We start from the raw sequence: 18,576 nt of genomic DNA, 5'->3' as shown, positions 1-18,576 counted from the left end.
AGCAACAAGGATTAATTGTCGTAATGCCATAGGGGGCGTATATCCTCAAGCAAAGCCCCGCGCGAACAGGAGAAACCCCATGCTGCGCTCTGCCACCCATACTCCGTCAATCGTCACCGTGGAATTCGATACAGGCCCAAGTGCCCGCTTTCACGCCATCTGGCTACGCGACAACGCGCTTGATCCTGACACACGGGCACCGGGCAACGGACAGCGCCTGATCACCATTGGCGATATCCCCGCCGATACCATGGTCAGCGCTGCCTCAGTGGCCAACGGCGACCTCACCGTCACATTTCAACCCGAAAACAAGACTGTCACTTTCCCCGCCGATTGGCTGGCTGCGCATAGCTATGACCAAGAGGACAGCCGCAACTTTGGCCGCACCGCGCCCGGGATCACCACCTGGGAGCAAGGGCTCGACGCGCCCAGCGCCGACTGGAGCGACGTCCACGCCAAACCCGCAGCCAAGCGTGGCTGGCTGGCAATGGTCGCCGAATACGGGTTTGCCAAACTGACCAGTGGCCCGACCGAACCGGAATCCCTGTTGAAGGTGGCTGATCTGTTCGGATACGTCCGTCAGACCAACTATGGCCCCTATTTCGAGGTTCGAACCGAAGTGAACCCGACCAACCTGGCCTTTACAGGGCTTGGCCTGCAGGCGCACACGGACAACCCCTATCGCGACCCGGTACCGACATTGCAGATCCTGTACTGCCTGGAAAACAGCGCCGAGGGTGGCGATTCCATTGTTGTGGACGGGTTCCGGGCGGCGGAAAAACTGCGCGATCAGGACCCCGATGGATTTGCCCTGTTGGCAGGTTTCCCGGCGCGGTTCGAATACAAGGGCTCGGACGGGGTCTGCCTGCGGTCGCGCCGCCCAATGATTGAGCTATCGCCCGACGGCGAGTTGATCGGTATCCGCTTTAACAACCGCTCGTCGGCTCCGTTTGTGGATATCCCCTTCGATCTGATGGAGGCCTATTACGCCGCCTATCGCCAGTTGGGTGAGATAATCGACGATCCGGCCATGGGCGTGTCGTTCAAGCTGGAGCCGGGCGAAAGCTTCATCGTTGACAACACCCGCGTCCTGCACGCGCGTCTGGGCTATTCCGGCGCCGGGTCGCGGTGGTTGCAAGGCTGCTATGCCGACAAGGACGGCTTACTGTCAACGCTGGCGGCGATGGAACTGGCGACACTGGAGGCGGCGGAATGAAACCTGATTTCTCGACCCTGACCCCCGACAATATCGTGGCCTTCATCGGGGATATCTTTGACCGCCGCGGAGGCGAGGAATATCTGGGCGAACCCGTCACCATGGCAGAACACATGCTGCAGGGCGCGACCATTGCCGAACAGAACGGCATGCCCGAAGAGATCATCGTAGGGGCATTGCTGCACGATATCGGTCATTTCACATCCGAATTCGGCACGTACCACCCCGACGACACCGAAGACCGCCATCACGAAGATGCAGGCGCCGAGGTGCTGGAACAGTTCTTTCCGTCTGTTATCACCGATTGCTGCCGCTATCACGTGGCGGCCAAACGGTATCTTTGCGCTACCAAGCCCGAATATTTCAACCGCCTGTCCACGGCTTCGGTTCATACACTGGAACTGCAAGGCGGGCCGATGAGTGCCAGAGAAGTTGCCGAATTCGAGCAGAACCCGAACCTGAAAGAGATCATTCAGGTGCGTTATCTGGACGAAGCAGGTAAACGTGCAGACATGGAAACCCCCGATTTCAACCATTTTGCGCCGATGGTGCAGCGAATGGTCGAAAAATATCAGGAGCTCACATGAACGCCCCAGAATACATTTTTGAGGCCAACACCAAACCATCCCTGCCTTGGCACGAGGTCCCCTTGATCCGTGCTACAGACAAGTCGGTCAAGGGCTATGGCTGTCTGGTCGACGACCCCGAAGAATTCGAAATTGAAATCGTCCGTTGGCCACAGCAAGGCTGGCGGCCCATCGACGAAGGCACCGGCGATGAAGCCGGTTGGGTCGAAGGCACATTTCATGGTGAGTGGAAAGGGGACGTCCTTTACGGCGAGAACGAAGCGGTCAACGGCCACTATGTCCTCGGCTGGTCCACTGATCCGCAACAGGCCAACGCCAACCGGCAAACTGCTCCGCGCGATCAGGTTCTGCTTTGGCACATGAACTATCACCCCGATGGCGGACAGATGTTCTGGCCGATCGACAACAAGCCTTTCATCATCCCTGCCGCATTGCCGGGCGACAATCTGACACCGGAAAAGGTGGTGGCCTTCTGGTGTGATGGGTCACGCGGGCTGTATATCCATCCTGGCATCTGGCACGAGGGGATATTCCCGGTCGAGGACAATCAGCGTTTTCTGGATCGGCAGGGCAAGGTTCACGCGCGGGTCAGTGCGGATATCGGCAAAGAATTCGGCGTCTATCTCGCCTGCCCTTTGCGCGCAGATAAGATCCGAGAGTTGTAGTCGGTCTGTCGGCTCCCGGGCGGTGTCAAAGCCCCAGAACGTCCACCATGTCATATTGGCCAGGCGCTTTACCCTGCCCCCAAAGTGCGGCTTTCAGGGCGCCGCGCGCGAAAATGGCGCGGTCAGTGGCCAGGTGGCGCAGCACGATGCGTTCGCCCGGTGCCGCGAATAGCACGTCATGCTCACCCACGATGTCGCCGCCGCGAATGGCATGGAACCCGATATCGCCCCGCTTGCGCGCGCCGGTCATACCATCGCGGCCCCGATCGGACACCTCAGCCAGATCTACACCACGCCCTTCGGCAGCGGCCTCGCCCAGCATCAGCGCGGTGCCCGAGGGCGCATCGACCTTGTGGTGGTGATGCCCTTCGATCACCTCGATATCGAAATCTTCATCCAACGCGGCAGCGACCTTTTTGGTCAGCTGTACCAGCAGGTTCACACCCAGGCTCATATTTCCCGCCCGCACGATCACCGCATGACGTGAGGCCGGCTCCAGAGCGGCTATCTGCTCGTCACTCATCCCGGTGGTGCCGATCACATGCACACAGCGCGCCTGCGCTGCCAACGCGGCGAATTCCAGCGTCGCCTCGGGTGCGGTGAAGTCAATCACGGCCTGCGCCTGGGCAAAGGCCTCCAGCGGATCGTCGGTCACCGTAACGCCCAGCGCTGCACCGCCCATGGCCGCGCCCACATCCTGCCCAACCCAATCATGACCCGTGCGCTCGACCACGCCGACCAGGCGGGCCTGATCACTGTCGGTCACGGTCCTGATCAACATCTGACCCATACGGCCCGAAGCCCCTGTGATGACGATCCCCGGAATATGGGTCATTGCGCTGGTCCTTTCGCATTGATTGGCTCAAAGCCTCCTACCCGGTTCGCACCCGCTTGGCAAAGCCCCGCTTTGCGCTTAGATCGGGGATATGGCTAAGAACAAATTCCACGATGGCCCCGGCCCGTCCCAACGACAGCTGCGTGTCGGCGAACTGATCCGCCGCACCCTGTCCGAGGTTTTGGCGCGCGGAGATGTCCACGATCCCGACCTGAATCGCATGTCAATCACTGTGGGTGAGGTGCGCACCTCGCCCGATCTGAAGATCGCCACCGCCTTTGTGCTGCCCCTGGGCGGCAAAGGGCAGGAGGATGTAATCGAACTGCTGGCCCGCAACAAACACGAGCTGCGGCGCATGGTTGGTAAAAAGGTCGGGCTGAAATTCTCACCCGATCTGCGGTTCCGGCTGGATGACACGTTTGACCGAATGGATGACACCCGCCGGATGTTCGATCAGGACGCGGTGCGCCGCGATCTCGACGAGTGATCCGGGCATTTGTCACTTTGGGCGCTTTCCTGTGGGCGGCGCAAGCCGGGGCAGTGACATGCGAAAAGGTCACGCATAGTGACAAACGCTACACTGTCTGCGAGGTGGATGCAGCGAATGAGGACATGCGCTTGTTCCTCAATGACGATAATGGCGACCTGCTAGGGCATTTCTCGGCGGTGAATGAGGCGCTGGAGCCCGTTGGCAAGCGTCTGGCCTTTGCGATGAACGCAGGCATGTATCACGACGACCGCTCGCCCGTCGGCCATTATGTCGAGGACGGGCAGGAGCAGATGCGTGTGATCCCGAACCCCGGCCCCGGAAATTTCGGCCTTCTGCCCAACGGGGTGTTCTGCATCCGCGAGGGCCGCGCCGACGTGTTCGAGACGCTGGACTTTATAGATCAAGCCCTCGAATGTCGCTTTGCCAGCCAATCCGGCCCGATGCTTGTCATCGACGGAGAGCTGCACCCAAGGTTCCTGCCTGATTCGACGTCGGTTTATGTGCGCAATGGCGTGGGCACCAGCGCCGATGGCACCAGCGCGGTGTTCGCCATTTCCGAGGATTACGTCACCTTCCACCAATTCGGCAGCCTGTTCCGCGATGTGCTGGAAACGCCGAATGCGCTGTTCTTCGACGGCAATATCTCTCGCATGTATGACCGGGCGAACAGCCGATCCGATGTCGGGTTCTCGCTGGGGCCGATTGTCGGTGTGGTTGAAGACACGCCCTGAAATTGACAGGGCCAGACCGATCCGCTAACTCGCGCGCCTCGGCATAGAACAAGGTGCACAATGGGACGCAAACGCAAGGGTCGCGACATTTCCGGTTGGCTGGTGGTGGACAAGCCCGCGGGCATGACCTCGACCGCCGTGGTCAACAAGGTGCGCTGGGCAATGGACGCAAAGAAGGCGGGCCATGCGGGCACGCTGGACCCCGAGGCCACCGGCGTTCTGGCCGTGGCTTTGGGTGAGGCGACCAAAACCGTTCCCTATATCACCGACGCTTTGAAGGCCTATACCTTCACCGTGCGTCTGGGTCAGGCCACCAATACCGATGATGCCGAGGGCGAGGTGATCGCAAGCAGCGATACGCGCCCCTCGGATGAACAGATCAAAGAAGCCCTCGCGCCCTTTATCGGTGAGATCATGCAAGTTCCGCCGAAATTCTCGGCGGTGAAGATCGACGGGCAACGTGCCTATAAGCTGGCTCGCGATGGCGAGGATGTGGAACTCGCTGCGCGCCCTCTGTGGGTCGAGGAACTGGTTCTGGTTGATCGCCCAGATGCCGACCACGTCATGCTGGAAATGACCTGCGGCAAGGGTGGTTATGTCCGATCGATCGCGCGTGATCTGGGCGCGGCGCTGGGATGCTACGGCCATGTCCGCGAGCTGCGCCGTATCTGGTCCGGCCCGTTCGAGACCAAAGACGGACTGAGCATTGAACAGATCGACGAGATGGCCAAAACCACCGCGCTGGATGATTACCTGCACCCGCTGGAAACTGGCCTATCGGACCTGCCCGAACTGAAATGCACCCCCGAAGGTGCGACCCGTCTGCGTAACGGCAACCCTGGTATGGTTCTGGCGTCCGATGTGGAATACGGGGATGAGGCCTGGGCCTCGCTGGATGGTCAGGCGGTGGCGGTCGGCATCTATAAATCCGGCGAATTGCATCCCAGCCGGGTGTTCGTCATCTGATCTATTATCGCTTACCCTTAGTTTCGTCTTGACCGAGCACCGAAGCTGCCAAAGTCTTGATTTCTTTTTGAGTCGGCTTTTTCTTTCCTGAAAGGACTTTGGACGCCAGAGTTGATGTCTTGTTTCCAGATTGCTTTTTTGCGCCCCCAGTCTTCTTTGCAGGGGGCTTCTTTTTGTTGTCAGTTGGTTTCTTAGTTGGCATTTCAATCTCCTATGGAATCACCACCTCAACGCTGGCACAAAACAAGAACGCAGTCCACATATTGCGGTATCAAAATGAGATTAGGATAAATTTAGTATGATCACGCGCACACATACCAAGGGCGACGCGCCCTCGACCGCTGTTTATTCGGATTGCGAAAGATACCGCTATAGCCTGACGCGCATCTGGGATCCGGCCGGGCGCAAGGCGCTGTTTGTGATGCTAAACCCCTCAACAGCGACCGAGGTGCAAAACGATCCAACGGTTGAACGCTGCGAACGCCGGGCACGGGCGCTGGGGTTCGGGGCGTTTCAGGTCACAAATATCTTTGCCTGGCGCGATACTGACCCGCGCAAGATGCGCACCGCCGCCGATCCGGTGGGGCCAGAGAATGACACGGCCATTCTGGAAGGCGTAAATTGGGCCGATCAGGTCATAGCTGCCTGGGGTACCCATGGCGCGCATTTGGATCGAGGCACCGCCGTCGAAACCCTGCTGCGCGGCACCGGTCAGCCGATGTACCACCTTGGGCTTACCAAGGACGGCCACCCCAAGCATCCGCTCTATATCGCTTACACCCAAAACCCCGAACCCTGGTGACAAAGGGTTAACCACAAGCTCAGCTAAGCTTTGACCAAAGCCCTGATGCATGAGACATTTCACCCTCGAAGCAATGCGTTCAAGGAGGTTGTCATGTTTCTGATCGGATTGCTTAGTCTGGCGGCTGTCGGCGGGGTGGCCTATGCCATCGGCGATGTCTTTGACATAGATGAAGATCCCGGTGAGGACGATGTCGTCGACGACCAGCCTCCTGCGGTCGAAACTGGCGAATTCCTTGACGTCGGTGAGAATGTCGAGGAACCCGAAGCGCCCGAGATTTCGACCGGGACGATCATATCCGAAATCGAGGGCGACATGATCATCGCTGGTACCGAGGATCTGGACATCCTGACCGGCCAGGACGGCGACGATCAGATCAATGGATATGCGGGGGATGACACGATTTATGGTGGCGAAGGCGATGACACCCTGCATGGGGGAGGAGGCGCTGATACGATCTTTGGCGGCGCTGGCCAGGATGTCCTTCACGGAGAGGCGGGCGACGATCAAATCTCGGGCGATGAGGGGGATGATGCACTTTACGGGCATTTCGGCGCAGATCACCTGGACGGCGGGATGGGCGAGGATGAGCTGTATGGCGGGCAGGATGACGACATTCTGATCGGCGGTGAGGGCGATGACGCACTGCATGGCGGGTTTGGTGATGACCGGTTGAGCGGTGGCGAAGGCGAGGACGTGCTGTTCGGCGGTGATGGCGACGATATTCTGGACGGTCAGGATGGAGAGGACACCAACGCGCTGGATTTCCTGAACGGTGGCGCCGGGGATGATACGATCCTTGCCGAAGGCGGTGATATCGTAACCGGGGGCGAAGGTGACGATGACATCGTGGTTTCGCCCGAATCGGATGATGACGCCGTCACCGTCATGGATTTTCAGCCCGGTCAAGACAAGCTGCTGATCTCATGGGAAGGTCAGGAAAACCCGGACATTCAGATCAAGACAGACACCGAAGACGAGAACCTGACCCATGTAATTGTCGACGGGCAGAACGTGGTGCAGCTGATCGGGGCAGACGGAGTCAGCGCCGATGACATTCAACTGATATCCTCAGGCGATCTGGCGCAGCTCTGCGCGCTGGGCTGAATTTCCAGAATCCCTTTGCCATTGACCGCAAATGCGCCTATACGCGCGCATCCGTGTCGGAATCGATGCGGTTTTCTCCATGGGCCTGCGCTGGACGACATCCCGGCCTGTGCCATCAACCCTAACCTTTTCAAAGGAGACCCCGATGTCGATTACTGCCGCTGAAAAAGATCGCGTCATGAAAGAATTCGCAACCAAGGACGGCGATACCGGTTCGCCAGAAGTCCAGGTTGCCATCCTGACCTCGCGTATCACCACCCTGACCGAGCACTTCAAGACCCACAAGAAAGACAACCACGGTCGCCGTGGTCTTCTGAAGATGGTTGCCCAGCGCCGTAAGCTGCTGGACTATCTGAAAGGCAAAGAAGAAGCACGGTACCAGGACCTGATCAAAAAGCTGGGCATCCGCCGCTAAGCGCGCGCTGCTGTTTTTGATACAGACGCTGAAAAGCCTATAGATCATGATACGCTCGCCATTCGGCGGGCGTATTTGGTTTTGGGGTTCTCTCCGACCTTGAAGCAAAGCCTTTCGCTGCCTTCTCGATGACCGATCACGACAACATCTCGGACGATGGAAACTTTTTTCGCGCCGTGTGATCCACTTCACCGACAAGCTGCTCAAATCGCTGCAGTCTAGGAACTGTAGTGAGTAGGCGCTTATTTTTTTTCGAGCGTTAGGTTTTTCATAGTCCTCCCTTTTCAAGGCGCGCCCACAATGGGCGCGCCCGTTTTTATTGGGAGCCACGGTTCCGCCTGCTTGCACGATAGAATCGCCCCTAAAGACGGCCGCTTTTTTGCCTTCAGGACCGTTGAATTTGCCCGTGATGAACAGGTGTCAAATTGTGACGTTGCGTCGCAGATTCTGAGCGCTGGTTTAGAAAGTTGACGTAAACGTAAGCAACGTCGTGTTTTTTTATCAGAGAGTCAAAAAATGACGCGAAAGGCCAATATCTTCCCCCTTTGCACAGGATCGGTCGGTTCCTAAATGCCGCCTGTCGCTGCGGGTACACACTCACGGCAAACGGTCTTTGAGCCCTCCCACCCTCGTGGTTCGGACTGGCCCGCAGCGACAGTGTCCGACGACTATTTTACTGGAGTTTAACAATGCCTCTAAAATCAGTTTTGAACCGCGTTTTTGCAGCTAACCTTTCCCAGGCTCCTAAATCAGAAAAAAAGTCAACAACAGTCTCTGGCACAGATGGCATCGTAAAAAAAATGTCCGAGGTGGAAACTGCCGCAATCCTCCGCGGCATATTGAAAGAAGAAGAATTGGGGTCTCCCCAACCGCGTAGCAAAGAAGATTCGTTGCAATAGGCCCAGACCCGCTTTGATCCCGGATATATGAAATCCGCTTTCTGCACGATCATAATAGAATGGATCATCTTCTTTAAGCTGGAGACGGGGCCAATACGGTCCGATCTCACCTGTAGTCAGTAGCTCCACCAAAATCGTTTGCCACACATGTCCTCCCCAAATTTTACCTGACTCAGACTGTATTCGGACACATCTGCACCGATCAGGGCCAAACCCTTATCCAACAGGGTGCATTTGGCGACTGGTCAATCAGGGTTTCAACATGTTATTCACCCAAATGGTTGACTGAAGCAGAATAAGGTTGTAATTCATCCAAATGGTTGAACGAGAGAGTCGATATGACCTCAATGCAATATTGAAGGCCGCGTCCGACCCGACCCGCCGCGCTATTCTGACGATGCTTGCGCAGCAGGGACCATTGCGGGTGACGGACATTGCGCGGCAATTCGATATGAGCCTCAACTCGGTCTCCAAGCACATCAAGGTGCTGGAAAACGCCGAGCTGGTGCAGCGCCGGACCGAATGGCGCGAACATCTGATCGAGGTTCAGATGGCTCCTTTATCAGCCGTTGATTCTTGGTTTGCCGGGTTGCGTTCGATTTGGGCGCTTCGGCTGGACGCCTTGGAAACTGCTTTGGAGGACCCAGAAGATGACGGACCTGTCACTTGAAATAACGCGCGCCATTCCACATCCACCCGAAAAGGTGTTTGATGCCTGGCTCAACCCCGAGATGCTGGCAAAATTCATGCTGCCGGCACCGGGCATGACCGTGCCCGAAGCGCATTCCGACGCCAAGGTCGGCGGCAGGTTCAAAATCATCATGCGCGCGCCCGAGGCTGGCGATCTGCCGCATGAGGGCGAATACAAGGTCATCGACCGCCCCAACCGTCTGCAATTCACCTGGAATTCGCCCTACAGCCAAGACGATTCCACGGTCACACTGGATTTCACACCCACCGAAAAGGGCACCGAGCTGCGGCTGCACCACATCCGCTTTCCCTCGCAGGAAAGCCGGGACAATCACGAGGGCGGCTGGACCGCTATCCTTGCGGCGCTGGAGACGGCACTATGATCAACTGGCTGGCTCTCGGTGCAGGGGTGGTCGCTGCCTTTTTGTTGGGCTGGCTGGTCTACGGCCCTATGGGCTTTCAGAAACGCTGGGCAGAAGGCACCCGCATCGACCCGACGCCGCCCGAAACCCCGCCACTGGGCGCGATGGCCACACAGATCGTGTTCCTGATCCTGCTGGCTGCGGTAATCGCGGTGACCGAGACTACCAATAGCCTGGGCGTCGCCCTGCTTGCAATCCTTGCGGTGGCGGCGCAGACAGCCTCGGTCGGGACATGGGCGCAAAAAAGCGGCTTCGCCATTGCGGTCGACACCGGCTATGCGCTGGGCTGTGGTATCGTCATGATCCTGGCCCACGCGATCCTGTAGGATCGCCGCGTCTGCCCGATCCTCGATGGATCGGGCATGCGCCCTTTATACCCTTACCCTTCCTCGGAACTCCTGCCTTTCCAAAGCCCCCAAACTGCTGTATGGGCGGTCCATCTGAGACGTTGTGCTCTGACCCCGGCACTCGAATGGAAGATAAAGTGGGGTCGGCGGCAATGGGGCCGCCACGCAAACGGGAGACCCGCAGGGGCGGGAGTGCTCCCTTCTAGGATACGCAAATGTTTGATGTAACAAAGAAATCAATTCAGTGGGGCGAAGAGACGCTGACACTGGAAACCGGCAAGGTTGCCCGTCAGGCGGACGGCAGTGTGATTGCCACGCTGGGCGAGACCAGCGTGATGGCAAACGTGACCTTTGCGCGGAAGCAAAAACCCGGTCAGGACTTTTTCCCGCTGACCGTCCACTACCAAGAGAAATATTATGCCGCCGGTAAAGTTCCGGGTGGCTTTTTCAAGCGCGAGGCGCGCCCGACTGAAAAAGAGACGCTGACCGCGCGTCTGATCGACCGGCCGATCCGCCCGCTGTTTGTTGACGGCTTCAAAAACGAAGTTCTGGTGATGTGCACCGTGCTGAGCCACGATCTGGTCAACGACCCTGACATGGTGGCGATGATCGCAGCCTCTGCCGCGCTGACCATTTCCGGCGCACCGTTCAGAGGCCCGATTGCTGGTTGCCGCGTTGGTTTCGAGGATGGCGAATACATTCTGAACCCGACTGTGGACGACATGCAGGACCTGCGTCTGAACCCTGAACAGCGTCTGGATCTGGTTGTTGCCGGCACCAAAGACGCCGTGATGATGGTTGAATCGGAAGCCTACGAGCTGTCCGAGGCCGAGATGTTGGGTGCGGTCAAATTCGCACATGAGCAGATTCAGCCGGTGATCGACCTGATCATTTCACTGGCCGAAGACGCGGCAAAAGAGCCGTTTGATTTCCAAGCGCCCGATTATTCTGAGCTGTCTGCTGCCGTTAAGGCCGCAGGTGAAGAGCAGATGCGCGCCGCCTTCGCAATCACCGACAAGCAAGAGCGCACTGCCGCTGTTTCCGCTGCCCGCGATGCGATCAAGGAAGCCCTGACTGAGGAACAGCTGGAAGACGCGAACCTTGGCTCGGCGATGAAAAAGCTGGAAGCAGGCATCCTGCGCGGCGACGTCGTCAAAGGCGGCAAGCGGATCGACGGTCGTTCGACCACCGATATCCGTTCGATCGTTGCAGAAACCTCGATGCTGCCGCGGACACACGGCTCGGCCCTGTTCACCCGTGGTGAAACACAGGCGCTGGCTGTAACCACGCTGGGCACCGGTGATGATGAGCAGTTCATCGACGCCCTGCACGGCAACTTCAAATCGAACTTCCTGCTGCATTACAACTTCCCTCCTTATTCGGTTGGTGAAGCGGGTCGCGTGGGCCCTCCGGGACGTCGTGAGATTGGTCACGGCAAACTGGCATGGCGCGCGTTGCAGGCGGTTCTGCCTGCGGCAACCGACTTCCCCTACACGATCCGCATCGTGTCCGAGATCACCGAATCCAACGGATCAAGCTCGATGGCTTCTGTTTGCGGCGGTTCGCTGTCGATGATGGATGCGGGCGTTCCGCTGAAAGCACCGGTTGCCGGTGTTGCCATGGGTCTGATCCTGGAAGATGACGGCGATTACGCGATCCTGTCGGACATTCTGGGTGACGAAGACCACCTGGGCGACATGGACTTCAAGGTTGCGGGTACCGAAAACGGCATCACCTCTCTGCAGATGGACATCAAGGTTGCGGGTATCACGCCCGAGATCATGGAGAAAGCCCTGGCGCAAGCCAAGGACGGCCGGATGCACATCCTGGGCGAGATGGGCAAAGCCCTGTCCGAGACCAATGATTTCTCGGTCCACGCACCGCGCATCGAGACCATGAACATCCCCACCGACAAGATCCGTGAAGTGATCGGTTCCGGCGGCAAAGTCATCCGCGAAATCGTCGAAGTCTCGGGTGCCAAGGTCGACATCAACGACGATGGCGTGATCAAGATCGCCTCGCCCGATGGGGAATCGATCAAGAAGGCCTATGAGATGATCCATTCGATCGTTGCCGAACCCGAAGAAGGCCAGATCTACACCGGTAAAGTGGTCAAGATCGTCGACTTTGGTGCTTTCGTGAACTTCTTTGGCAAGCGCGACGGTCTGGTCCATGTGTCCCAGATCGAAAACCGTCGCCTGAACCATCCGTCGGATGTTCTGAAGGAAGGCCAGGAAGTGAAGGTCAAGCTGCTGGGCTTTGACGACCGCGGCAAGGTGCGCCTGTCGATGAAAATCGTCGATCAGGAAACCGGCGAAGAGATCGCACCTGAGAAGAAAGAAAAGAAGGAGGAAGGCGCAGAATAATCTGCTCGCCCCTCTGATTTCTCGAAAGACCCCGGCTTTGTCCGGGGTCTTTTTTTGTTCTGTCAGCATAAACCTTGGACCAATTCCGCCCAATTCAACCGAAATCCAATCGCACCACCGGCCAGGTGAACCCACGTCTCCTACATCGACGCAACAAATCTAGGAGATGCGAAATGGAGACTTTCAAAATGCTGACTCTGACCGGACTGATCGCGACCGCCCCGGTGCTGGCTTTTGCCAACGTGACAGTCGGGGACAAGCTGGGCACCACCGAGACCGATATCCGCACCACTCTCGAGGCGCAGGGATACCAGATCGAAGAGATCGAATTCGAAGATGGCGAGATCGAGGTTGAACTCGTCAAGGATGGCGTGGAAACTGAACTGGTCCTGAACAAGACCGATGGCGTTGTCACCGCGATCGAGTTTGAAGAGGACGACGACTGACCAGACAATCTTAAAGGAGCGCTATGAAGATTTCACAGACGTCTTTACTCTGGCTCCTTCTGGTGGTGCAGGCTGTCTGCGCCACCTTTTTCCTAACCGATGCAGCGCTCGATTGGTTTGGTGGCGAAACTGCCGGGTTTCGGCATTTGCACCAGTTCGAATTGTTCCTGTCCCTGGCTCTGATCGGTGGTTTGGTGGCGACAATCACCCTGATCCGGGCTCAGAGCTTGCGCGTGCAGGACATGCAGCGTCAACTGGGCGTGGCGCAGGGCGCGTTTTCGCAGGTCATCGAAAATCAATTCACGCAGTGGCAGCTCAGCAATGCGGAACGCGATGTCGCAATATTGTCCATCAAGGGTTTGTCGATCGCAGAAATCGCCGAGCTGAGACAGACGAAAGAAGGGACTATCAAGGCACAAAGCGCTGCGATTTACCGCAAGGCGGGTGTCTCAGGGCGGCTCCAACTGCTCAGCTTTTTTGTCGAAGAGCTTTTGTCCGAACCCCTGGTCAACACGTCCTCGTCGTCAGAACCCGCCGACCAGGGCCAGGCTTGATCCACGGTTGCTCTTTCCCCGCCTGACGCGGTGTTCTATGCACGGGGTATGCGATCCTTTGTCATCCATATGTCCTCGAGCACCGCGCGCCGTCCCAATGCTGATCAGCTCTGCGCGGCCCTGCCCAATGCTGAACTGTTTGAGGCCGTAAATGGCCGCGACCCTGACCAGATTTCCGGTGTCGAACTGCATTCCGGAAATCTGCACCGCCCGCATTACCCATTCCCCTTGCGACCCGCAGAAATCGGCGTGTTCGAAAGCCATCGACGCATCTGGCGCAAGCTGGTCGAGGACGATATCGACCTGGCCATCATCTCCGAGGATGACCTGCGCATAGATCGGGCGCGAATGGAACAGGCGCTTGGGTTGCTGGCCTCAATCGCCACCCCCGATCACTATATCCGCATCCCCGTAAAACAGCGCGAAGTACCGGCACAGGTCCTGGCAGAACAAGACGGCCTGCGGCTGATCCTACCCAAGGTGATCGGCCTGCAATGCGTATGTCAGATGGTGGGGAAAAACGCCGCCGAACGCCTTTTGGCGACCACCGACCAAATCGACCGCCCTGTCGATACCTTCTTGCAGATGCACTGGCTGACAGACCAGCCGGTTCACGCCTTGCAAGGCAGTGGAAATCAGGAAGTGGCCCAGGAAATCGGCGGCTCGACCATTCAGACAAAACCGCCCCTGTCAGACAAATTAACCCGAGAGTTCAAGCGCGCAGCCTACCGCGCCAAGCTGCACCTGCACCCGCAGCGCCCGCCTGCTTCATCTGGCTGAAAATACCTTCCGGGGGGAATCGCGCCGCGAGGCGCGATGGGGGGCAGACAGCCCCCCTGACCTTGGTCGTCTTACGACGGCGCCTTGGTCTTGCGCAGATAGGGGAAGATGGTCTCGAACTCGCCAAACTTTGCTTTGGCGTCGTCGTTTGAGACAGCAGGCGGAATGATTACGTCTTCGCCAGGCACCCAGTTCGCCGGGGTAGCCACGCCTTTCGACGACATCTGCAACCCGTCCAGTGCACGCAAAATCTCGGCAAAGTTACGTCCCACAGTCATAGGATAGGTCATCGAAAGCTTCAGTTGCTTGTCCGGCCCGATGATAAAAACCGACCGCACGGTCGCGCTGTCGGCCGGGGTACGCCCGTCCGGCAAATAGGCCTCGGCGGGCAGCATGTCGAAGGCCTTTGAAACGGCCAGACCATCATCGGCAATGATTGGAAAACCGGGACGCGCGTTGCCATAGGCCTCGATATCCTTTTTCCACTTCTTGTGGTCTTCGACGCCGTCAACCGAAACGCCCAGGACCTTGGTGTTGCGCGCGGCCCACTCATCGCTTAGCTGCGCGACGGCCGAAAACTCGGTGGTGCAGACAGGAGTGAAATCCTTTGGGTGCGAGAACAGAATGGCCCAGCTATCCCCAATCCAGTCGTGGAACTGAATGGTGCCCTGATCCGTTTCTGCAGTGAAATTGGGGACTGTGTCGTTGATGCGCAAACCCATGAAGCATCTCCTTTGCTAATTACAAAACCGAGTCGGTTGTCCAGAACCTAATCACTTTGCGCCGATGTTAAACAGTCAGCAAGTCACTTTAGCCCTAGGCCAGACCTCAAAATTCCATTTGATCAAATCGCGCTTGCCGGTTTCCTGAAGGCCTGACACAGTGGCGCCGAACCAAGAATCCCCGTCGCATGGTCAGGAGGATGCACCATGATCGAGAAACGCAATTTTTACATCAACGGTCAGTGGGTTGCCCCATCGGTTACGCATGATTTTCAGGTCATCAACCCCTCGACCGAAGAACCATGTGCCGTGATTTCGCTGGGCGATCAGGCCGATACGGACGCGGCTGTTGCAGCGGCCAAGGCGGCGTTGCCCGGCTGGATGGAAACCCCGGCGGAAACCCGCATCGCGATGGTCGAAAAGCTGATCGCGCTTTATGCCGAACGGTCCGAGGATCTTGCCCAGGCAATGTCGTTAGAGATGGGCGCCCCGATCGACATGGCGCGTAGCCAGCAAGTCGGAGCAGGCAGTTGGCACCTGGCAAATTTCATCCGCGCCGCCAAAGCGTTTCCTTTCGAGCGGCCGCTGGGCGATCACGCTCCCAACGACCAGATCATCTATGAGGCCGTCGGTGTCGCCGCCCTGATCACACCGTGGAATTGGCCAATGAACCAGGTCACGCTGAAGGTCGGTGCGGCTGCGATTGCGGGCTGCACAATGGTTCTGAAACCCTCGGAGCAAAGCCCGCTGAACGCGATGATCTTTGCTGAGCTGATGGATGAGGCCGGATTCCCGCCCGGTGTCTTCAACCTTGTCAACGGTGACGGGGTTGGCGTCGGATCTCAGCTGTCCACGCACCCCGATGTGGATATGGTCAGCTTTACTGGATCCACCCGCGCGGGCACGGCGATTTCCAAAGCCGCGGCCGATACACTGAAGAAGGTGCATTTGGAACTGGGCGGCAAGGGTGCAAATGTGGTCTTTGCCGATGCGGATGAAAAGGCCGTCAAACGTGGCGTGCTGCACATGATGAACAACACCGGTCAAAGCTGTAACGCCCCTAGCCGGATGCTGGTCCAGCGTCCCATCTATGACGCGGCGGTGGAAACCGCAGCTGAGGTTGCCAAAGGTGTCACCGTTGGCCCGGCGATGGAAGAAGGTCGCCATATCGGCCCGGTTGTGAACGAGCTGCAATGGGGCAAGATTCAGGACCTGATCCAAAAGGGTATCGACGAAGGCGCGCGCCTTGTCGCTGGTGGCACTGGCAGGCCCGAAGGGCTGAACAAGGGCTATTACGTGCGGCCCACGGTCTTTGCCGACGTCAACAACCAGATGACCGTCGCCCGCGAAGAGATCTTTGGACCGGTTCTGACCATGATCCCCTTCGATACTGAGGAAGAGGCCATCGAAATCGCCAATGACACACCTTATGGGCTGACCAACTATGTCCAGACACAGGATAACGTCCGTGCCAACCGCATGGCCCGCGCTCTGCGGTCGGGTATGGTCGAGATGAATGGCAAATCCCGCAGCGCGGGTTCCCCGTTCGGCGGCATGAAACAATCCGGCAACGGGCGCGAAGGCGGCGTCTGGGGGCTGGAGGATTTCCTTGAGGTTAAGGCCGTCGGCGGCTGGGCTGCCGAGTAACCCACCTGCCGTCTAACCTGTTTTCGGGGCCCGTGCGCTATCTGCGCCGGGCCCTTTAGACTCTGAATCCGGCTCGAGATGAATCACAAAAACCGATCCGGGGAACTGATCGGTCAAAGCGTCTTCGATATCGTCACAGATATCATGGGCCGTCGCAACGCTCATGCCACCGTCAACGACCAGATGGAACTCGACAAAGATCATGCTGGCGGATCGACGGCCCCGCAGGTCGTGATATTCCAGCGCCCGGCCCAGATTTGCATCGATGATGCTCCGCACTTCATCCAGTTCGGGATCAGTAAGGGACACGTCCATTAGACCGTCAATCGACTTGCGAATGACCTTCCATCCCTCCCACAGAATGTTCAGGGCGACCAGAATGGCCAGGATCGGGTCCAGGATCAGCCAGCCGGTGGCAAGGGCCAAAACCAATCCGATGACAACGCCCACCGAGGTGAACACATCGGTAAAGATATGCTTTGCGCTGGCCTCAAGCGCCGGAGAGGCGTACTGCCGCCCGACCCGCAGCAACATATAGGCCCAGGCACCGTTCAGAGCGGTTGCCAGCACATTGATTGCCACCCCGGTCAGCGGGGCCTGGTCCAGATGCGACGATGACAGCGCGGCAACGGCCTCTCGCAGGATTAGAAGCGCCGCCAGCACGATCAGCACACCTTCGACAACAGCAGACAGGTATTCGGCTTTCTTGTGCCCAAAGGGGTGATTATCGTCAGGAGGTTTGCCGCCGATCGAAACCGCAAAGAACGCCAGCAAGGCCGCGACCACATTGACCACGGATTCCATCGCATCGGACAACAAGGCGACCGATCCCGTCAACCACCAGGCCAACAGTTTCAAGGCCAGAACCGCGATGGAAATCGGGATCGACCACAGGGCAAATTTCTGGATCATCGCATTGGTGTCCTGCAACCTTGGGACAGGTCTATCACTTTGTTCGATGATCCCTATGGCTTTTTCTGATCAGAAATCAAGCGTCTGCTTGTGCCGCCTCATAGGCCAGCATGGCGCGTTTCACCGGCAGGCCCCAATGATACCCACCCAGCCCTCCGGATTTTCGCAGCGCGCGGTGGCAAGGGATCAGCCAACTGACCGGGTTTCGACCCACGGCCGTCCCGACGGCGCGCACAGCTTGCGGTGATCCCACCCGTTGCGCGATCTCGGAATAGGTTGTGACCTGCCCCGAAGGGATATGCATCAGCGCTTCCCACACTTTGATCTGTAGGGGCGAGCCAATCAAATACAGAGGCGTTGGTTCCAATCGGTCGCTCACCGCGCCAAATGCACTGAGCGCCCAGGGCCGCAGGCGCATCGGGTCCTCGACGAAATTTGCATTGGGCCAACGCGACAACATATCCGCCATGGCATTTTCTTCGCCGGTTTCGGCCCCAAAGGCCATTCCGCAGATGCCCTTGTCGGTGCCCATCACCAAAGCAGGACCAAAAGGACATTCAAACCATCCCCAATAGATGGTCAAACCGGCACCCCTACGGGCGTATTCGCCGGGGCTCATGGATTCCCATTTCAGGAACAGATCATGCAGGCGACCGCTGCCGGACAGGCCCACATTCAGGGCGGTTTCCAGTGTCGTGAACCGCTCGCGCAGCAACGCCTTGGCATGGCCCAGCGTCAGATATTGCTGATACCGCTTGGGCGATACCCCGGTCCAACGTGAGAACAGGCGCTGGAAATGCGCGGGACTCATATCCATCTGCTGTGCCAGTTCATCAAGACTCAGGGCCTCTCCGCCCTGATCAATCAGGTCAATCGCCCGGCGCATGACATTATAATGATAGCCGTTTTCTGGGGTCTGGACATTCATGGTCGCACTCCTTCCATAGACAGAAGATGGCCTGTTACCGACCAGAGTG

Annotated in this window: 23 protein-coding genes; 18 read left to right on the top strand and 5 right to left on the bottom strand. The window is 58.0% G+C overall.

Going from position 1 to position 18,576, the window contains the following annotated elements; genetic code table 11:
* The first annotated feature begins 79 nt into the window (after nucleotides 1-79).
* From tmpA to AC2FGB_RS18550, 3 genes are read left to right on the top strand one after another with little or no spacing between them, the layout of a single operon-like run.
* On the top strand, nucleotides 80-1,216 hold the full coding sequence (gene tmpA, locus AC2FGB_RS18560) for a 2-trimethylaminoethylphosphonate dioxygenase (protein WP_142640032.1): 1,137 nt from the start codon (nucleotides 80-82) through the stop codon (nucleotides 1,214-1,216).
* Nucleotides 1,213-1,803, top strand: a complete 591-nt coding sequence (gene tmpB / locus AC2FGB_RS18555; RefSeq protein ID WP_142640030.1) for a (R)-1-hydroxy-2-trimethylaminoethylphosphonate oxygenase — start codon at nucleotides 1,213-1,215, stop codon at nucleotides 1,801-1,803. The genes tmpA and tmpB overlap by 4 nt, the downstream gene beginning before the upstream one ends.
* On the top strand, nucleotides 1,800-2,468 hold the full coding sequence (locus tag AC2FGB_RS18550) for an ureidoglycolate lyase (protein WP_281996035.1): 669 nt from the start codon (nucleotides 1,800-1,802) through the stop codon (nucleotides 2,466-2,468). Before tmpB ends, AC2FGB_RS18550 begins: the two co-directional genes overlap by 4 nt.
* 25 nt (nucleotides 2,469-2,493) lie before the next feature.
* Here AC2FGB_RS18550 and dapB read toward each other — a convergent pair whose 3' ends face one another.
* Nucleotides 2,494-3,303 carry a 4-hydroxy-tetrahydrodipicolinate reductase gene (dapB, locus tag AC2FGB_RS18545; RefSeq protein WP_496694595.1) on the bottom strand — a complete coding sequence of 270 codons (810 nt, stop codon included), beginning with the start codon at nucleotides 3,301-3,303 and terminating at the stop codon, nucleotides 2,494-2,496.
* A 91-nt stretch (nucleotides 3,304-3,394) separates the two neighbouring features.
* Between dapB and rbfA the strand changes: the two genes are divergently transcribed.
* The 3 genes from rbfA to truB are packed head-to-tail and all read left to right on the top strand — an operon-like array spanning nucleotide 3,395 to nucleotide 5,490.
* Nucleotides 3,395-3,790: a 30S ribosome-binding factor RbfA gene (rbfA, locus tag AC2FGB_RS18540; protein ID WP_496694596.1), complete on the top strand. Its 396-nt coding sequence runs from the start codon at nucleotides 3,395-3,397 to the stop codon at nucleotides 3,788-3,790.
* Nucleotides 3,787-4,524 carry a phosphodiester glycosidase family protein gene (locus tag AC2FGB_RS18535; RefSeq protein ID WP_496694597.1) on the top strand — a complete coding sequence of 246 codons (738 nt, stop codon included), beginning with the start codon at nucleotides 3,787-3,789 and terminating at the stop codon, nucleotides 4,522-4,524. Before rbfA ends, AC2FGB_RS18535 begins: the two co-directional genes overlap by 4 nt.
* 60 nt (nucleotides 4,525-4,584) lie before the next feature.
* Nucleotides 4,585-5,490 carry a tRNA pseudouridine(55) synthase TruB gene (gene truB, locus AC2FGB_RS18530; RefSeq protein ID WP_496694598.1) on the top strand — a complete coding sequence of 302 codons (906 nt, stop codon included), beginning with the start codon at nucleotides 4,585-4,587 and terminating at the stop codon, nucleotides 5,488-5,490.
* 4 nt (nucleotides 5,491-5,494) lie between these two features.
* On the opposite strand, the gene AC2FGB_RS18525 is transcribed toward truB, so the two are convergent.
* Nucleotides 5,495-5,692, bottom strand: a complete 198-nt coding sequence (locus AC2FGB_RS18525; RefSeq protein ID WP_496694599.1) for a hypothetical protein — start codon at nucleotides 5,690-5,692, stop codon at nucleotides 5,495-5,497.
* Nucleotides 5,693-5,788: 96 nt separating this feature from the next.
* Here AC2FGB_RS18525 and AC2FGB_RS18520 point away from each other — a divergent pair, with 96 nt between their 5' ends.
* From AC2FGB_RS18520 to AC2FGB_RS18470, 11 genes are all read left to right on the top strand, one after another.
* Nucleotides 5,789-6,292, top strand: a complete 504-nt coding sequence (locus AC2FGB_RS18520; protein WP_496694600.1) for a DUF1643 domain-containing protein — start codon at nucleotides 5,789-5,791, stop codon at nucleotides 6,290-6,292.
* 93 nt (nucleotides 6,293-6,385) lie between these two features.
* Nucleotides 6,386-7,399, top strand: a complete 1,014-nt coding sequence (locus tag AC2FGB_RS18515) for a calcium-binding protein (protein WP_496690431.1) — start codon at nucleotides 6,386-6,388, stop codon at nucleotides 7,397-7,399.
* 145 nt (nucleotides 7,400-7,544) lie between these two features.
* Nucleotides 7,545-7,814, top strand: coding sequence for a 30S ribosomal protein S15 (gene rpsO, locus AC2FGB_RS18510; protein WP_142640015.1), 270 nt, complete (start codon nucleotides 7,545-7,547; stop codon nucleotides 7,812-7,814).
* A gap of 689 nt (nucleotides 7,815-8,503) precedes the next feature.
* A complete protein-coding gene (locus AC2FGB_RS18505; protein WP_281996033.1) occupies nucleotides 8,504-8,713 on the top strand; it encodes a hypothetical protein in 210 nt (69 codons plus the stop codon).
* 316 nt (nucleotides 8,714-9,029) lie between these two features.
* Entirely contained in the window at nucleotides 9,030-9,383 is a 354-nt protein-coding gene (locus tag AC2FGB_RS18500; RefSeq protein WP_142640011.1) for an ArsR/SmtB family transcription factor, read from the top strand.
* A complete protein-coding gene (locus tag AC2FGB_RS18495) occupies nucleotides 9,364-9,786 on the top strand; it encodes an SRPBCC family protein (RefSeq protein WP_281973782.1) in 423 nt (140 codons plus the stop codon). The genes AC2FGB_RS18500 and AC2FGB_RS18495 overlap by 20 nt, the downstream gene beginning before the upstream one ends.
* A complete protein-coding gene (locus AC2FGB_RS18490; protein ID WP_142640007.1) occupies nucleotides 9,783-10,151 on the top strand; it encodes a DUF1761 family protein in 369 nt (122 codons plus the stop codon). The genes AC2FGB_RS18495 and AC2FGB_RS18490 overlap by 4 nt, the downstream gene beginning before the upstream one ends.
* Before the next feature lie 236 nt (nucleotides 10,152-10,387).
* Nucleotides 10,388-12,538 carry a polyribonucleotide nucleotidyltransferase gene (gene pnp / locus AC2FGB_RS18485; protein ID WP_281973783.1) on the top strand — a complete coding sequence of 717 codons (2,151 nt, stop codon included), beginning with the start codon at nucleotides 10,388-10,390 and terminating at the stop codon, nucleotides 12,536-12,538.
* Between the two features lie 173 nt (nucleotides 12,539-12,711).
* Complete coding sequence (locus AC2FGB_RS18480) at nucleotides 12,712-12,984, top strand: PepSY domain-containing protein (RefSeq protein ID WP_496694601.1); 273 nt, start codon at nucleotides 12,712-12,714, stop codon at nucleotides 12,982-12,984.
* Between the two features lie 23 nt (nucleotides 12,985-13,007).
* Nucleotides 13,008-13,538 carry a helix-turn-helix transcriptional regulator gene (locus AC2FGB_RS18475; RefSeq protein WP_271952098.1) on the top strand — a complete coding sequence of 177 codons (531 nt, stop codon included), beginning with the start codon at nucleotides 13,008-13,010 and terminating at the stop codon, nucleotides 13,536-13,538.
* Nucleotides 13,539-13,586: 48 nt separating this feature from the next.
* The gene (locus AC2FGB_RS18470) at nucleotides 13,587-14,318 is read left to right on the top strand and encodes a glycosyltransferase family 25 protein (protein WP_271952096.1); all 732 of its coding nucleotides are present in this window, start codon (nucleotides 13,587-13,589) and stop codon (nucleotides 14,316-14,318) included.
* Nucleotides 14,319-14,389: 71 nt separating this feature from the next.
* Here the strand turns inward: AC2FGB_RS18470 and AC2FGB_RS18465 are convergent, their stop codons facing one another.
* Complete coding sequence (locus AC2FGB_RS18465; RefSeq protein ID WP_281996032.1) at nucleotides 14,390-15,040, bottom strand: peroxiredoxin; 651 nt, start codon at nucleotides 15,038-15,040, stop codon at nucleotides 14,390-14,392.
* A 207-nt stretch (nucleotides 15,041-15,247) separates the two neighbouring features.
* Between AC2FGB_RS18465 and AC2FGB_RS18460 the strand changes: the two genes are divergently transcribed.
* Complete coding sequence (locus tag AC2FGB_RS18460; RefSeq protein ID WP_142639996.1) at nucleotides 15,248-16,687, top strand: aldehyde dehydrogenase family protein; 1,440 nt, start codon at nucleotides 15,248-15,250, stop codon at nucleotides 16,685-16,687.
* Nucleotides 16,688-16,699: 12 nt separating this feature from the next.
* Here the strand turns inward: AC2FGB_RS18460 and AC2FGB_RS18455 are convergent, their stop codons facing one another.
* Nucleotides 16,700-17,599, bottom strand: coding sequence for a cation diffusion facilitator family transporter (locus AC2FGB_RS18455; protein ID WP_142639994.1), 900 nt, complete (start codon nucleotides 17,597-17,599; stop codon nucleotides 16,700-16,702).
* Between the two features lie 76 nt (nucleotides 17,600-17,675).
* On the bottom strand, nucleotides 17,676-18,527 hold the full coding sequence (locus AC2FGB_RS18450) for a bifunctional helix-turn-helix domain-containing protein/methylated-DNA--[protein]-cysteine S-methyltransferase (RefSeq protein ID WP_496694602.1): 852 nt from the start codon (nucleotides 18,525-18,527) through the stop codon (nucleotides 17,676-17,678).
* Nucleotides 18,528-18,576 lie beyond the last annotated feature (49 nt).

The sequence above is a fragment of the Ruegeria sp. CDSC021 genome (assembly GCF_059610845.1).
This window is presented reverse-complemented; position numbering and strand designations above follow the sequence as displayed.